This window comes from Burkholderia sp. BC1, assembly GCF_052683555.1.
Window position 1 is genome coordinate 1 of the sequence record NZ_JBQYLP010000096.1, and the last position, 16,169, is coordinate 16,169.

At 65.0% G+C, this 16,169-nt stretch carries 14 protein-coding genes and 2 pseudogenes; 10 read left to right on the forward strand and 6 right to left on the reverse strand.

The genetic code is table 11. The features are described from left to right. Positions 1-33: 33 nt before the first annotated feature. Positions 34-408: pseudogene (gene istB, locus ACSHSS_RS27715) on the reverse strand (IS21-like element ISBcen28 family helper ATPase IstB); the annotation flags it as partial. After that, on the reverse strand, positions 405-1,661 hold the full coding sequence (gene istA, locus ACSHSS_RS27720; protein ID WP_105841734.1) for an IS21 family transposase: 1,257 nt from the start codon (positions 1,659-1,661) through the stop codon (positions 405-407). The pseudogene istB and the gene istA, both read right to left, overlap by 4 nt. 158 nt (positions 1,662-1,819) lie before the next feature. Here istA and ACSHSS_RS27725 point away from each other — a divergent pair, with 158 nt between their 5' ends. Next, positions 1,820-3,079: an IS256-like element IS1356 family transposase gene (locus tag ACSHSS_RS27725; protein ID WP_445545775.1), complete on the forward strand. Its 1,260-nt coding sequence runs from the start codon at positions 1,820-1,822 to the stop codon at positions 3,077-3,079. Between the two features lie 170 nt (positions 3,080-3,249). Here the strand turns inward: ACSHSS_RS27725 and ACSHSS_RS27730 are convergent, their stop codons facing one another. The 3 genes from ACSHSS_RS27730 to acs form a co-directional block, all read right to left on the reverse strand. Next, positions 3,250-5,265: a sodium:solute symporter family protein gene (locus ACSHSS_RS27730; protein WP_006411246.1), complete on the reverse strand. Its 2,016-nt coding sequence runs from the start codon at positions 5,263-5,265 to the stop codon at positions 3,250-3,252. A 3-nt stretch (positions 5,266-5,268) separates the two neighbouring features. Next, entirely contained in the window at positions 5,269-5,613 is a 345-nt protein-coding gene (locus ACSHSS_RS27735) for a DUF4212 domain-containing protein (RefSeq protein WP_006402028.1), read from the reverse strand. A gap of 85 nt (positions 5,614-5,698) precedes the next feature. Next, a complete protein-coding gene (gene acs / locus ACSHSS_RS27740) occupies positions 5,699-7,681 on the reverse strand; it encodes an acetate--CoA ligase (protein WP_054316375.1) in 1,983 nt (660 codons plus the stop codon). Positions 7,682-7,979: 298 nt separating this feature from the next. On the opposite strand from acs, the gene ACSHSS_RS27745 reads away from it, so the two are divergent. The 9 genes from ACSHSS_RS27745 (at position 7,980) to ACSHSS_RS27785 (ending at position 15,279) form a co-directional block, all read left to right on the forward strand. Continuing rightward, on the forward strand, positions 7,980-8,879 hold the full coding sequence (locus tag ACSHSS_RS27745; RefSeq protein ID WP_175795658.1) for a DMT family transporter: 900 nt from the start codon (positions 7,980-7,982) through the stop codon (positions 8,877-8,879). A 106-nt stretch (positions 8,880-8,985) separates the two neighbouring features. Continuing rightward, positions 8,986-9,570 (forward strand): TIGR00645 family protein, encoded by a 585-nt coding sequence (locus ACSHSS_RS27750; protein ID WP_445545776.1) that lies wholly within the window; start codon positions 8,986-8,988, stop codon positions 9,568-9,570. Positions 9,571-9,613: 43 nt separating this feature from the next. Next, a complete protein-coding gene (locus ACSHSS_RS27755; protein ID WP_006402033.1) occupies positions 9,614-11,137 on the forward strand; it encodes a fumarate hydratase in 1,524 nt (507 codons plus the stop codon). 210 nt (positions 11,138-11,347) lie between these two features. Beyond that, a complete protein-coding gene (gene bfr / locus ACSHSS_RS27760; protein ID WP_006402035.1) occupies positions 11,348-11,824 on the forward strand; it encodes a bacterioferritin in 477 nt (158 codons plus the stop codon). Between the two features lie 26 nt (positions 11,825-11,850). Then, a complete protein-coding gene (murI, locus tag ACSHSS_RS27765; protein ID WP_445545777.1) occupies positions 11,851-12,729 on the forward strand; it encodes a glutamate racemase in 879 nt (292 codons plus the stop codon). Positions 12,730-12,875: 146 nt separating this feature from the next. Continuing rightward, positions 12,876-13,112, forward strand: a complete 237-nt coding sequence (locus tag ACSHSS_RS27770) for a (2Fe-2S)-binding protein (protein WP_006402037.1) — start codon at positions 12,876-12,878, stop codon at positions 13,110-13,112. Positions 13,113-13,328: 216 nt separating this feature from the next. Continuing rightward, positions 13,329-14,066 carry an energy transducer TonB gene (locus ACSHSS_RS27775; RefSeq protein ID WP_217263123.1) on the forward strand — a complete coding sequence of 246 codons (738 nt, stop codon included), beginning with the start codon at positions 13,329-13,331 and terminating at the stop codon, positions 14,064-14,066. 35 nt (positions 14,067-14,101) lie between these two features. After that, the gene (locus tag ACSHSS_RS27780) at positions 14,102-14,833 is read left to right on the forward strand and encodes a MotA/TolQ/ExbB proton channel family protein (protein WP_006409593.1); all 732 of its coding nucleotides are present in this window, start codon (positions 14,102-14,104) and stop codon (positions 14,831-14,833) included. Between the two features lie 14 nt (positions 14,834-14,847). Next, a complete protein-coding gene (locus ACSHSS_RS27785) occupies positions 14,848-15,279 on the forward strand; it encodes an ExbD/TolR family protein (protein ID WP_006402040.1) in 432 nt (143 codons plus the stop codon). Between the two features lie 335 nt (positions 15,280-15,614). On the opposite strand, the pseudogene ACSHSS_RS27790 reads toward ACSHSS_RS27785, so the two are convergent. Beyond that, positions 15,615-16,118: pseudogene (locus ACSHSS_RS27790) on the reverse strand (LysR substrate-binding domain-containing protein); the annotation flags it as partial. Between the last annotated feature and the right edge of the window lie 51 nt (positions 16,119-16,169).

Genomic DNA, 16,169 nt, shown 5'->3' on the forward strand with positions numbered 1-16,169 from the left:
CTATCATCGACTTGCCCCTCGGCGTCAACCCCGCACTGCTATAGATACCTGCGATTTGCCCGTGCCGGGCGGCCCCAGGAAGTGAACGGTCTGTCGTCGTTCGATGAACTCGAGTTGCGCAAGCGTCATGATGCGATCGCGATCCAGGCTCGGCTGGAAGCTGAAGTCGTAGCCGGCCAGCGTCTTGATCGTGCCGAGCCGCGCGGTCTGCAGCGCCATCCGGATGCGGCGTGTTTCGCGTGTCGTGAACTCCTCGCCCAGCAACGTTTCCAGCACTTCGAGCATCGAACTGTCGCCTTGCTCGAAGCGGTTCAGGGTGGCATCCAGCGTTTCGAGCGCGCGCGGCATGCGCAGGCCGACGAGATAGCGCCGGATGCGCTCCAGTGTCGAGGCAGGCATGCTGTTCATGCGGTCCTCCCGGCTTCTGCGAGACGTCTTGCGACCTGGTCATAGAACGACAAGGGCCGGCGAGCCACGCTCGCCGTCACCGATGGCACGGGGTGCCGTGCCGGCTGCTTACGCTGGTTTGCACGCCGATGACCGGGCAACAGCGAGGTTCGTCGCCGGCCTTCCAACACGGGATGCACCGCCAGCAGTTCACCGTCCTCGTAGATACGGATCTCGTGAGCCAGACTGTGGACGTCGAGCACGCGCTTGCGCGTACGATCGGGCACGCTGTAGTAGTTGCCGCCGACCGAGACGAGACCTTCGTGGCTCACGCGCCGCTCAAGCCGGATCACGCCGTTGAAGGTGCCGGCCGGCAACGCCTGCAGCGTAGGACGCTCCTCACTGAAGTGCTGAGCGACGACGCGGTGCGTGGTGCCGTGCACGCGGACATTGGCAACCGTGTCGAGCCACTCGCGCAACTGTCGGTTCAGGTCGGCGAGGTTCTGGAAGCGGCGCGCCAGGAAGAAGTCCTGCCGGATATAGCGATACGGCCGCTCGACCTTGCCCTTGGTCTTGGCGCGATACGCCTTGCAGGCGCGCGGCGCGAAGCCGTAGTGCTGCGCAAACGCGACCAGCTTCGCGTTGTAGACGATGTGCTTCTCGACTTCGCCCAGCACGGCCGCCTTCATCCGGTCGTACAGAATCTCGCGCGGAGCGCCGCCGAGGTGCTCGAACGCTTCCATGTGGCAGCGCAGGACGGTCTGTAGGTCCTGATGCTCGACGAAACGTCCCCAGAGATAGCGGCTGTGCCCAAGCACGATCGAGAACAGCCAGATCGAACGCCGCTGGCCGGGCGCGTCATCGAACTCGACATTGAAGTGCGCGAAATCCACTTGAGCCTGATGACCGGCGGGCGTCTCAAAGCGCACCTCGAAGCCGCGTTGGCGCGGCGGCCGGACTTCCCGAACCAGGTCGCCCAGCGCCGTGCGGCCGCCGGTATACCCCATGGCCCGGATCTCGCGCAGCAGACGTTCGACGCTCAGGTCGGGAAACTCGCGTACACGTTCGGTGACGTAGTGGACGAACGGATCGACCACGCACGGTCGCGGCGCGCGCGGACCGTAACGCGGTGCCTGAACGCCATTCCTGATGTATTTACGAACGGTCTTGCGGTCCATACTCAGTCGAGCAGCGATGGCCGAAATACTCAGCCCTTGCCGATGCAATTCCAGAATCGTCATCACTTCCTCCAGCTCGACCACCGACACCCCCACGACGGATCTCAAGGGCAATATGGTCGGCGATCGACAGGACGGCGCCGCTACCGCGGCGCCGTCAGATAAAAAACTGGGGAAAATTACTTCGACGAAAGTGGGGAGTATCTATCCGACGCTGACAGTGAGGCATAAACTGATGGCCAAGTAGCCACGTTATGCCACGCAAACGCAAGGAAGAAGTGCCGGTAGAACCGGGCAAGGGCTTGAACCTGGACCCGGAACTCATCAAGCAACTGGTGCCCGGAACGCTGGATCGGGCTTCGATCAACGAGCAATTCGCGGCCCTGAAGAAGGCGATATTCGAGCGCGCGCTGGGCGGCGAACTGACCCACCACCTGGGCTACGAGAAGGGCGATGCCAAGCCGGCGGGCCGCACGAACCATCGCAACGGCACCAGCCGTAAGCGCATCGCGACCGACGATGATCTGCTCGACGTCGAGATTCCGCGCGACCGCGAAGGCACGTTCGATCCGGTGCTGATCGCCAAGGGCGAGCGACGCTTCACGGGCTTCGACGACAAGATCATTGCGATGTACGCACGCGGCATGAGCGTGCGGGAGATTCAGGGTTTCTTGCTGGAGATGTACGGCATCGAGGTGTCGCCGGAATTCATCAGCACGGTGACCGACGCCGTGATCGACGAGGTACGCGAGTGGCAACAGCGACCGCTCGAGCCGATGTACCCGATGGTGTTCTTCGACGCCTTGCGAGTGAAGATCCGCGACGAGGGCGTCGTGCGCAACAAGGCGATCTACCTGGCGCTGGGCGTGCGCCGCGACGGCACACGCGACGTGCTGGGCCTCTGGATCGAGCAGACCGAGGGCGCCAAGTTCTGGCTGTGGGTGGTCAACGACCTGAAGCTGCGCGGCGTGCAGGACATTCTGATCGCCGTGGTCGACGGCCTGAAGGGCTTCCCGGAAGCGATCAACACGGTGTTCCCGGAAACGACGGTCCAGACCTGCATCGTGCATCTGATCCGGAACTCGCTGGACTTCGCCAGTTGGAAGGACCGGAAATCGGTCGCAGCGGCGCTCAAGGAAGTCTATCGGGCGCCGTCAGCCGAAGCGGCCGCCGTGGCGCTGGACGCGTTCGATACGAGCCCGTGGGGTACGAAATACCCTCCGATTGCCGCGCTCTGGCGCCGGGCCTGGGATCAGGTGATTCCGTTCTACGCCTTCGCGCCCGACATCCGGAAAATTGTATATACGACCAACGCGATCGAGTCGCTGCATATGCAGCTCCGAAAGATCATCAAGGCGCGCGGCCACTTCCCGTCGGACGAGGCCGCGCTCAAACTGATCTGGCTGGCGCTGCGCAACGTCGTGGCCAAGTGGACCGGCTCTCGGCACGATTGGAAGAGCGCGATGACCCAGTTCGCGCTGCTTTACCCCGAACGATTCAACATTGGAATCTGAATCTCAACCCGCCTCACACACGGAATTCCGGATACCTCCCAGCGATGTCATGTGATTTTTGATGAACGCCGATGAATTCAACGCAGACGGACCCTCTCTCCGCCAGATCCGAAATGCCCGCGCAAGCGGGCATTTCTCTTTCCGGCGTACGCAGCCCCCGCCTCGCGCATTCAAGGGTGCCGAATATAGTCGACGAGCGCCCGCGTATAGTCGTCGGGCCGCCGATCGAGCAGGCTCACGACGATCGCCACCGCAAACCCGGCCGGCACACCGAACACGCCCGAACTGATCGGCTCGATCCCGAACCACGTCGGCCCGGCAAAGCCCGTCAGCTGCGTGAAGAACGGATACGTCGACACGATGTAATAGACGCATACCGCAAGCCCCGTCACCATCCCGGCGATCGCGCCGCGCGTCGTCGTGCGTTTCCAGAACACGCCGAGCACGAGCACCGGAAAAAAGCTCGACGCCGCGAGCGAAAACGCCGCGCCGACGAGAAACAGGATCTTCCCGGTATTGAGCGACGCGACGTACGACGCGAACAACGCGACGCCGAGCAGCAGCACCTTCGAGATCGTCACACGACGCTGACTCGTCGCGTCGGGCGCGACCATGCAGTAGTAGACGTCGTGCGACAGCGCATTCGCGATCGTCAGCAGCAGCCCGTCCGCGGTCGACAACGCGGCGGCCAGCGCACCGGCCGCAACGAGCCCCGACACGACGTACGGCAGCCCCGCGATTTCCGGTGCGGCGAGCACGACCATGTCCGGCTGCATCTGGATCTCCGCCCCATGCACGATGCCGTCGCGGATCTCGTCGATCACGCTGATCAGATCGGGCTCGAAGTGATGCCACTGCGTGACCCATGCGGGCAATTCCGCGAACGGCCGACCGACGAGATTCGCGAGGATCTCGTACTTGATCATCACCGCGAGCACCGGCACGCTCAGATAGAACAGCGCGATGAAGAACAGCGTCCAGCCGACCGAGCGCCGCGCCGATGCGACCGACGTCGTCGTGTTGTAGCGCGTCAGGATGTGCGGCAAGCTCGCGGTGCCGAGCGACAGGCACAGCAGCAATGCGAGGAAATTGCGTTCGCGCGGCTTGCGCTCGGCGTCGCTTGCGGCCGGAAACGGCTCGTGCATCGGCACCGGCGGCTCCGCGCGCGCGAGCAGTTCGTCGCGCATCTGCGTCCAGACGACGCGCGCCGCCGCCGGGTCGCGCGGAAACTCCGCGAGTTCGCGCTCGCGCAGCGTGATCTCGCGCAGCGGCCCGTTGTGACGCCGCAGGTCGGCGAGCTGATCGGCGAGCTGTCGGCGCGCGTCGGCATACGAGCCCGGCAGCCGGTCGAGCTGCGTCTGAATCTGCGCCGCACGCCGCCGGTACGCGTCGCGCACCTGCTGCTCTTCGGCCCCATCGCGCACGCGCGCCTCGTATTCGGCGACGCGCTCCATCAGCTTGCCGTACGTGAACTGCGGCACGGGCCCGAGCCCGTTCTTCATCGCGATCAGCGACACCGGTATCAGGATCGCGCTGATCAGGATGATGTACTGCGCAACCTGCGTCCACGTGACGGCGCGCATGCCGCCGAGAAACGAGCAGACGAGAATCCCCGCGAGCCCGCAGAAGATGCCGATCGCGAAATCGACGCCGATGAAGCGCGTCGCGATCAGCCCGATGCCCTGAATCTGCGCGACCAGATAGACGAACGAACAGAGAATCGCCGCGCCGGCCGCAAGCGCGCGCACGGCCGTGCTCGAAAAGCGCGTGCCGAGAAAATCGGGAATCGTATAGCGCGCGAGCTTGCGCACGTACGGGGCGAGCAGAAACGCGACGAGACAGAAGCCGCCGGTCCAGCCCATCACGTACGCGAGCGCATCGTAGCCGGTCGCATAGAGCGATCCGGCGAGGCCGATGAACGAGGCGGCCGACAACCAGTCGGCCGCGGTCGCCATCCCGTTGAACGCCGACGGCACGCGCCGCCCCGCCACGTAGTATTCGACGAGATCGGAGGTGCGCGACAAAAGCCCGATCACCGCATAGACGGCAATCGGCACGAACAGGAACACGTAGCCGATCCAGACGCCGGAGCCCGTCGCGCGCTCGATGCGCCACAGCAGCAGCACGAAGCCGAGAAAGCCGAGCGTGTAGAGCGCGTACGCGCGAATGAGTCGATGCGTGAGCATGAATCAGCGGCCGCCGCGCGGGTCGTCCGCGCGTGTCGCGTAGAGATCGTACGTGCGGCGCAGCGTGCGATCGGCGCGCTGCATCAGCCCGATATAGACGGCGATCAGCACGAGGTACACGAGAATCGCGCCTTGCGCGCCGACGTAGAACGGCAGGCTGAAGCCGGCAAAACGCAGGTGCGCGAGCGCGGGCGCGAAGAACGGCACGACGAACGATACCGAAAAGCCGATCGCCATCAGCACGACGATCAGCACGACGTTGAAACGCCAATAGCGCGCATGGGCGCGCGCGAGCGGCTCGGGAACGGGCGGCGGCGCGACGGGCGCCGGGCGGGTCGGAACGGTCATGCCGTTGTTTGACAAAAAGCCCCCGCGCGGACAATCCGGACGGCCGCGCAGGGGCTCATGCGCGCAATGCGCGCGACGGGGACGATCAGCGCGCTTCGGTCAGCTGCTCGAGAATCGCCGGATTCTCGAGCGTGGACGTGTCCTGCGTGATGGCCTCGCCCTTCGCGAGCGAGCGCAGCAGGCGCCGCATGATCTTGCCCGAGCGCGTCTTCGGCAGGTTGTCGCCGAAGCGGATGTCCTTCGGCTTCGCGATCGGGCCGATCTGCTTGCCGACCCAGTCGCGCAGCGCCTTCGCGAGCGCCGCGGCTTCTTCGCCTTCGGGCCGCGCGCGCTTGAGCACGACGAACGCGACCACCGCTTCGCCCGTCGTGTCGTCGGGACGGCCGACCACCGCGGCTTCGGCCACGAGCTCGTGCGCAACGAGCGCCGACTCGATCTCCATCGTGCCGAGCCGGTGACCGGACACGTTCAGCACGTCGTCGATGCGGCCCATGATCGTGAAGTAGCCGGTTTCCTTGTCGCGCACCGTGCCGTCGCCGGCCAGATACAGCCTGCCGCCGAGTTCCTCGGGGTAGTAACTCTTCTTGAAGCGCTCCGGGTCGCCCCAGATCGTGCGGATCATCGACGGCCACGGCCGCTTGACGACCAGGATGCCGCCCTGACCGTTCGGCACGTCCTGGCCCGTCTCGTCGACGACCGCGGCCATGATGCCCGGCAGCGGCAGCGTGCATGAACCGGGCACCGTCGGCGTCGCGCCGGGCAGCGGCGTGATCATGTGGCCGCCCGTTTCGGTCTGCCACCACGTATCGACGATCGGGCAGCGCTCCTGGCCGACGTGCTTGTGGTACCACATCCACGCTTCCGGATTGATCGGCTCGCCGACCGTGCCGATGATGCGCAGGCTCGACAGGTCGTAACTCTTCGGGTGGACCTTCTCGTCGGCTTCGGCCGCCTTGATCAACGAGCGGATCGCGGTCGGCGCCGTATAGAACACGCTGACCTTGTGATCGCCGATCATCTTCCAGAAGCGGCCCGCATCGGGATACGTCGGCACGCCTTCGAACACGACCTGCGTGCCGCCGCACGCGAGCGGCCCATACGTGATGTAGGTGTGGCCCGTGACCCAGCCGATGTCGGCCGTGCACCAGAACACGTCGGTGGGCTTCCAGTCGAAGGTCCACTTCATCGTCTGCGCGGCCCACAGCAGGTAGCCGCCGGTGCTGTGCTGCACGCCCTTCGGCTTGCCGGTCGAACCGGACGTATAGAGGATGAACAGCGGATGCTCGGCGCCGACCCATTCGGGCGCGCAGGTGTCGGATTCGCCGTCGGCCAGTTCGTGCATCCACAGGTCGCGATCGGCATGCCAGTCGATCTTGCCGCCCGTGCGGCGATAGACGATCACGCTCTTCACCGCGTCGCAGCCGCCCATCGCGATCGCTTCGTCGGCGATGTTCTTCAGTGGCAGCGTCTTGCCGCCGCGCACTTGCTCGTCGGCCGTGATCAGCGCGACCGCGCCGACGTCGACGAGCCGTTCGTTCAGCGATTTCGCGGAGAAGCCGCCGAACACGACCGAGTGCGTCGCGCCGATGCGCGCGCAGGCCTGCATCGCGACGATGCCTTCGATCGACATCGGCATGTAGATGACGACGCGGTCGCCCTTGCCGATGCCGCGTTTCTTCAGCGCATTGGCGAAGCGCGAGACGCGCGCGAGCAGGTCGGCATAGGTGACGCGCGTGACGGTGCCGTCGTCGGCCTCGAAGATCACCGCGACGCGCTGGCCGTTGCCGGCTTCGACGTGGCGGTCGAGGCAGTTGTACGACGCATTCAGTTCGCCGTCGTCGAACCACTTGTAGAACGGCGCATCGGACTCGTCGAGCACCTTCGTAAACGGCTTGTGCCACGCGAGGCCCTCGCGTGCGAGGCGCGCCCAGAACCCTTCGTAATCGCGCTCGGCCTCGGCGGCCAGTGCGCGATAGGCCTCCATGCCGGAAATGGTCGCCGCCTTCTCGAGCGCCGCGGGAGGCGCAAACTGGCGGCTTTCGTGAAGAACCGATTCAATCGCAGACATCGACTACCCCTTGGTGAACATGAATCCTCTGCATGGCGGCGCGATCGTGCGCGCCGCGTCTTGGCCGGCGCCTCGGCGCCGCTGTCTCCCACTCACCCGCGCGCGACCCGGCAGGTCGCACACGATGCTGCACCGCGTCACGCACACGAAGGCGGTCGGCGGTCCGGCTGTTTGAAGATAAGCGCTTCAACTTACCCGTCACTTACGCGGCATGGCAGTGTCGCGCGGCGGCCGGCGCTTGGCGCGCCGCCGGCCGCGACCCTACAATCCTAACTGAACTCGCCTTCCGGATTCCAGCTTGAATCGCTACGCATTCTGTCTCGTCCTGTCGATGCTCTTCGTCGGCGTCAACGTCGGCATCGGCAAATCGATCGTCGCCTTCGTTCCCGTCGCCCTGCTCGCCACCCTGCGTTTCGTGATCGCGATCGCCGTGCTGTGGCCGCTGTTCAATCCCGTGAAGATGCGCGCGGTGCGGCGCGCGGAATGGCTGAACCTGTTTCTGCAGGCGTTCTTCGGCACGTTCATGTTCACGCTGCTGATGCTCAACGGCGTACAGCATACGAGCGCCGTCGCAGCCGGCGTGATCACGAGCACGATCCCCGCGATCGTCGCGCTGTTCGCCTGGCTGTTCCTCGGAGAAAAGCCGAACGGCCGTGCGCTCGTGTCGATCGTGCTCGCGATCGCGGGCGTCGTGACGATCAACCTCGCGAACGGCAATGCGGCCGCGCAGGGCGCGCCGACCGGTTCGCTGACCGGCAACCTGCTGATCCTCGGCGCCGTGTGCTGCGAATCGATCTACGTGATCCTGTCGCGCCGCCTCACGCAGACGCTCGCGCCGATCGACATCTGCGCCTACACGCACCTGTTCGGCCTGCTGCTGATGCTGCCGCTCGGCGCCGGCGCGTTGTGGCGCTTCGACTATGCAAGCGTGCCGGCGAGCACGTGGGCGCTCGTCGTGTGGTACGGGCTGTCGGCGAGCATCTTCTCGTTCTGGCTATGGATGAAGGGTATCCGCCACGTGCCGGGCAGCCTCGCCGGCGTGTTCAGCGCGGTGCTGCCGGTCGCGGCAGCCGTCTACGGGATCGCGTTCCTCGGCGAGCGGCCGACGTTCGCGCATGGCATCGCGCTCGCGTGCGTGGTCGGCGGGATCGTGCTCGCCAGCCTGCGCACCAAACCGGCGGGCGCCGCCGCCTCCTGATCCGTCCCCGGCACATCGGCGCGTCGCTGCAGGCGCGCCGGCCGACGCGTTACAATAGCGCGCCTTTTAAGTCACCCACGATACCGCACACCGCAGCACGTTCACCATGTCCGTCCCGCACTCGCCCGGCCGTCCCGCCGCTCGTCCGTTGCGCCCTTTGCCCGCGCTGATCTTCATGAGCCGCTGGCTCCAGGTTCCGCTCTATCTCGGGCTCATCGTCGCGCAGGCGATTTACGTGTTCCTGTTTCTGAAAGAAGTCTGGCATCTGCTGTCGCACGCAACGAGTCTCGACGAAATCAGCGTGATGCTCGCGGTGCTCGGCCTGATCGACGTGGTGATGATCTCGAACCTGCTGATCATGGTGATCGTCGGCGGTTACGAGACGTTCGTGTCGCGTCTCGGCATCGAAGGCCATCCCGACGAGCCCGAATGGCTCGACCACGTGAATGCGGGCGTGCTGAAGGTCAAGCTGTCGATGGCGCTGATCAGCATTTCGTCGATCCATCTGCTGAAAACCTTCATCAATCCCGATCAGCACACGCTGCACGCGATCATGTGGCAGGTGATCATCCACGTGTCGTTCCTCGTGTCGGCGCTCGTGATGGCGTGGGTCGACCGCCTCACGACGCACACGCACCCGGCCCATTTCCACGAGACGCAGACAGCCGCTGCGTCGCGCACGCCGGCCTGAACGGCCGGCCCAGCATTCCTACTGTCCCCACAGAGCCTCAGCCATGACCGTCATCAAACAGGAAGACCTGATCCAGAGCATCGCGGATTCGCTGCAATACATCAGCTACTACCATCCGCTCGACTACATCCAGGCGCTCGGCCGCGCATACGAGCTCGAAGAGAGCCCGGCCGCGAAGGACGCGATCGCGCAGATCCTCACGAACAGCCGCATGTGTGCGGAAGGCCGCCGCCCGATCTGCCAGGACACCGGGATCGTGACGATCTTCGTGAAGGTCGGCATGGACGTGCGCTGGGACGGCGCGACGATGAGCGTGACCGACATGATCAACGAAGGCGTGCGCCGCGGCTACACGCATCCGGACAACGTGCTGCGCGCATCGATCGTGAATCCGCCGGAAGGCGCGCGCAAGAACACGAAGGACAATACGCCGGCGGTGATCCACTACGAGATCGTGCCGGGCGACAAGGTCGACGTGCAGGTCGCGGCCAAGGGCGGCGGCTCCGAGAACAAGTCGAAGTTCGTGATGCTCAATCCGTCCGACTCGATCGTCGACTGGGTGCTGAAGACCGTGCCGACGATGGGCGCGGGCTGGTGCCCGCCCGGCATGCTCGGGATCGGCATCGGCGGCACCGCCGAGAAGGCGATGCTGATGGCGAAGGAATCGCTGATGGATCCGATCGACATCCAGGAAATCATCGCGCGCGGCCCGCAGGACTGGATCGAGGAACTGCGCGTCGAACTGCACGAGAAGGTGAACGCGCTCGGCATCGGCGCGCAAGGTCTCGGCGGCCTGTCGACCGTGCTCGACGTGAAGATCATGGCGGCGCCGACGCATGCGGCATCGAAGCCGGTCGCGCTGATCCCGAACTGCGCGGCCACGCGCCACGCGCATTTCGTGCTCGACGGCTCGGGCCCGGCGAAGCTCGAGGCGCCGTCGCTCGACGCATGGCCGAAGGTCAACTGGGAGCCGAACACCGAAACGAGCAAGCGCGTCGACTTGAACACGCTGACGCCGGAAGAAGTCGCGAGCTGGAAGCCGGGCCAGACGCTGCTGCTGTCGGGCAAGATGCTGACGGGCCGCGACGCTGCGCACAAGCGCATCGCCGACATGCTCGCGAAGGGCGAGAAGCTGCCGGTCGACTTCACGAACCGCGTGATCTACTACGTCGGCCCGGTCGATCCGGTGCGCGACGAAGTGGTCGGCCCGGCGGGCCCGACGACCGCCACGCGGATGGACAAGTTCACCGAGACGATGCTCGCGCAGACGGGCCTGATCTCGATGATCGGCAAGGCCGAGCGCGGCCCGGTCGCGATCGAGGCGATCAAGAAGCACAAGGCGGCCTATCTGATGGCGGTCGGCGGCGCCGCGTACCTCGTGTCGAAGGCGATCCGCGACGCGAAGGTGATCGCATTCGAAGATCTCGGGATGGAAGCGATCTACGAATTCGACGTGAAGGACATGCCTGTAACAGTTGCTGTCGATTCTTCGGGCACGTCGGTGCACCAGACCGGTCCGAAGGAATGGCAGGCGAAGATCGGCAAGATCCCGGTCGCGACCGCTTAAGCGCAACGATGCGAAAGGCCGGACAGACGCTGTCCGGCCTTTTTCATTCCGGTTTGCATTCACGCGTATCGCGAATCGTTTCTCGTGGACCGTTCGCGGTTGATTCTCATTACGGCCGACAAGCCGATCGGACAAGGCTTCGGCGCTTGGCATTTCGTGTTCCAGCGATTATCGTTCGGTTTCTGAAGCGCTACTGAAGAAGGAAAAGCCATGCAAGGCGACAAGAAAGTCATCGAATACCTGAACGCCCAGCTGAAGAACGAACTCACGGCGATCAACCAGTACTTCCTGCATGCCCGCATGTACAAGCACTGGGGCCTCGACAAGCTCGGCAAGCACGAATACGACGAATCGATCGGCGAAATGAAACACGCGGACTGGCTGATCGAGCGCGTGTTCATGCTCGACGGCCTGCCGAACCTGCAGGATCTGCACAAGCTGCTCGTCGGCGAGGAGACCGAAGAAATCCTGAAGTGCGACCTGAAGCTCGAGCAGATCTCGCAGGCCACCTGCAAGGAAGCGATCGCCTATTGCGAATCGGTGCGCGACTACGTGTCGCGCGAGATCTTCGAAAAGATCCTCGACGACACCGAAGAGCATATCGACTGGCTGGAAACGCAGATCGACCTGATCGGCAAGGTCGGCCTGCAGAACTATCAGCAGTCGATGATGGGTTCGCCGGAGTAAGCGCACCCCGCCCGTTCGCCGTTCGCATGACGATGACGATTTCCCCGCGCGCCGCCGAAGCGCACCGCACCGCTACCGCTGCCGCCGCACCGATCGGGATCTTCGATTCCGGGCTGGGCGGCCTGTCGGTGCTGCGTGCGGTTCGTGCGCGGCTGCCCGGCGAATCGTTCGTCTATGTCGCCGACACGCGCCATGCGCCGTACGGCGAGCGCGACGACGCGTTCATCACCGAACGCACGCTCGCGATCGGCGAGTGGCTCGTCGAGCAACGCGCCAAGGCGCTCGTCGTCGCATGCAACACGGCAACCGCCCAATCGATCGCGGCGGTACGCGAACGTCTCGCGATTCCGCTCGTCGGCGTCGAGCCCGGCATCAAGCCGGCGGTCGAGCAATCGGCGAGCGGCGTCGTCGGCGTGCTGGCCACGCAGGCCACGTTGCGCAGCGCGCGGTTCCAGGCGCTGCTCGAACGCCACGGCGCCGGGTGTCGTTTCATCTGCCAGCCCGGTCACGGCCTCGTGCAGGCCGTCGAGCGCGGCGACACCGGCTCGCCCGCGCTGCGCACGCTTCTCGACGGCTATCTGAAGCCGATGCTTGACGCAGGTGCCGACACGATCGTGCTCGGCTGCACGCACTATCCGTTTCTCACCCCCGCGATTCGCAGCCTGATCGGCGAGCGCATGACGATCGTCGACACGAGCGACGCGATCGCGCGCCAGCTGGCCCGCGTGCTGGAACAGCACGGGCTGCGTACGCCCGCCGGCGTGCCTGCGGCCGCTCCCCGCTTCTGCTCGACGGGCGACGGGCGCCCGTTGCAGGCGCTCGCATCGACGCTGCTCGACCTCGACGCGCCGGTCGAAGCCGTCACGATCGCATCGCCGAACGCGCACGCTTGCGCGTCCACCTGACCCCGCCCCCTTCGCCGCGCATCGCAAGGTGCGGCCGCTTGCCCCTATCAGGGTCCGATGACCTTTAAAAAAACCGAACCCGCGCTTGTCAACGCCGCAGAATTTAATGATAATAATTCGCATTAACGTTAGCTATCGCACTCATCATGATCGTCTGCGTATGCAAGTCTGTTTCCGATCGGAAGATTCGCGCGTCCCTCGCGGAGGGCGTGGACTCGTTCGACGAGCTTCAGTTCGAGCTTGGCGTGGCGACCTGCTGCGGCAAATGCGAGGAGTCGGTACGCGACCTGATGGCCGAGCACGGCGTGTGCGCGAGCCGGTGCGGTGTCGAGCATCACGCTCATCCGATTCCGGTGACGTTCTACGAACGCAAGGCGGCCTGAGCGGGCCGAGCGTGCGCGTGCGGCCTCGGCCGCTTTTTTGTTTTTCCCGTCAGCAAGCCATCGTCTGCGCAAGCCACCGGTTTATTCGCGAAGGAGCTGGACATGGAACTGCTGATCGGTTTTGTCACCACCGTATGCATCTCGCTGCTGATCTTCCGCAAGTGATGCCGTTTCACCCGCCGCGCCCCGGGTGCGACGTCGTTCTTTCAAGCTAACATGCAGCCATCGCATTCCGCTTCTGCCGGCGTCTTGCCGGCTGTTCCACGTATGAATCTCCGAGTCGTCGCCGTCGCGGTCGGTGTGCTGGCCGCACACGCGATCATGCTGACGGCCGCATGGCTCCATCGCAGCGCGCCGCCGCCGAAATCCGTCGAGGTCCAGTCGATCACCGCGCAGCTGATCGCGCCGCCGGCGCCGGTCGCGCAGCAGGTCGCGGCCGAATCGATCCCGCAGCCGGCACCGCCGAAGCCGGTCCCGCACGTCAAGCCGAAGGTCGAGCCGAAGCCGGTGCCGAAGGTCGCGAAGCCGACGCCGCAGCCGGTCGCGCCGTCGCCCGAACCGTCGCCGACGCCCGCCCCGGCCGCCGCCGAGCCCTCGCCCGCCGCGCCGGCCGCGGCAGCACCCGCTCCCGCAACGGCGCCGGGCCCCGCCCGCGAAACGATGCAGGTCAGCGCGCCGAAGAACGTGCCGACGCTGCAGTGCTCGTTCGTGAAGCCCGACTACCCGGCGATGTCGCGCCGTCGCGGCGAAACGGGCACCGCGTACGTGCACTTCGTCGTCGGCGTGACGGGGAAGATCGAAAGCATCGAATTGCAGAAGAGCAGCGGCTATCCGCGTCTCGACGAAGCCGCGCTCGATGCGATGCGCGCGACCACCTGCCGTCCGTATATCGAAAACGGTCAGGCGATCCGCGCCGCTCGCACGCAGCCCTACAACTTCGGGCTCACCGATTAACCAGCCTTATCCGCAAAGATTCAAGGGAAACAAAAATGCAAAGCTACGGTATCGCGCACGTCTGGGCGCAAGGTGATTTCGTGACGCGCGCCATTGCGATCACGCTGCTCGTGATGTCGGTCCTGTCGTGGATCGTGATCGTCGTGAAGGGTTGGAACGTGGTGCGCCTGAACCGCCTGACGAAAAATGCGGAGCAAGCCTTCTGGCATTCGGACGACTTCGAGGACGGCATCAAGAAGCTCGGCCTTGCTGCGTCGACGCCGGTCGACAATCCGTTCCTCGCGCTCGCGCTGTCGGGCAAGGAAGCGGCCGACCACCACCATCAGACGCAGCCGCATCTGCATGACCGCATGGACGTGTCCGACTGGGTCACGCGCTGCCTGAAGGACACGATGGACGAAGGCATCGCGCGCATGCAGAGCGGCCTCGCCATCCTCGCGTCGATCGGCAGCACGGCGCCGTTCGTCGGCCTGTTCGGTACGGTGTGGGGCATCTATCACGCGCTGCTCGCGATCGGCATGACGGGCCAGACGTCGATCGATCAGGTCGCGGGCCCGGTCGGCGAATCGCTGATCATGACGGCATTCGGCCTGTTCGTCGCGATCCCGGCCGTGCTCGGCTACAACGCGCTCACGCGTGCGAACAAGGGCATCGTCAGCAAGCTGCGCCGCTTCGCGCACGGCCTGCACGCCTATTTCGTGACGGGCGAACGTCTCGCATCGTCGTCGGATCGCAGCGGCCTGCGTCTCGCCGCGCGCGCCAGCTGAAGCGGGGGCGAACCATGGCAATGAATACCGGCTTCGGCGACGATGACGACGACGGCGTGATGAGCGAGATCAACATGACGCCGCTCGTCGACGTCATGCTGGTCCTGCTGATCATTTTCCTCGTGACGATCCCGGCCATGCAGCATGCGGTGAAGATCGATCTGCCGCGTGCAAGCAGTCAGCCCGTCGACGAGAAACCGCAGACGGTCGACGTCGCGATCCAGGGCGACGGCACGATCCTCTGGAACGACCATACCGTTACGCGCGACCAGTTGCAGGCGCGCATCGCGGAAGCGGCGCAGCATCAGCCGCAACCGGAACTGCATCTGCGTGCGGACCGCAAGGTCGCATACGAGCGCGTGGCCGAGGTGATGTCCGATGCGCAGGCAGGCGGCCTGACGAAGCTCGGCTTCGTGACGGAACCGGGCGCGAAAGTGAAGAAGTAACGCAGCGCGCTGCACAAAGTAAAAGGCCTTCATCGCCAGATGAAGGCCTTTTTTCATGCGCACGCGGGCGCCTTCGGGCGGCGGGCTCTTCGGCGGTATCGGTTGCGCCTCGAGCAACGCAAATGCGACTACCGTGGTCTGCACGGGTTGCGCGTTCTGCCCTATCTGGCTCGCAACATATGCGGCCACCTGATTCCGCTCAGAACTTCCTTCGCGAAATGGGATTTCAATATAGGCCTGCCCGCATCGGCATTCAAGTGCCTGTCGATTGAAACTTGCGATTGCCGGCGACGCTTCAATGACAAAACAAATCCGCCGCCTTGCGCGTGCGACGTTCAGCTCGCCGCAACGTCCGCGGCCGCATCCTTCTTCGCGCGCTCGGGGCAGCTCGGCTGCTTGTATTCGCCGTGATCGAGCTTCTCCACCAGATAGTCGACGAATGCACGCACCGCAGGCGGCATCCCCTGCCGCGATACGAACACCGCGTACAGCTGCGGGACCGGCAACGTCCAACCCGGCATCACCGGCGACAACTGGCCGGCGCGCAACGCATTGCCGTACATCATCTCCGGCAGCGCCGCGATGCCGAGACCGTCGAGCACCGCCTCGCGAATCGTCATCAAGTCGGCCGTCACGAGGCGCGGATCGTGTTCGTGCACGTGACGCGTGCCGTCCGGCGCGATCAGGTTGAACACGTGCCGCCCGTCGACGCTCGGCGTATCGAGCGTTTCGAAATGCGCGAGATCTTCCGGCACGAGCGGCGGCGCATTCTGGCTCAACAGGCTCGGCGCGCCGACCAGCATCTGCTCGGTACGCCACAGCGGCCGCACCACGATGTTCGTGCGGATTTCGGCGATGGTGATCAATCGTTTCGGCGAACGTGATCAGTC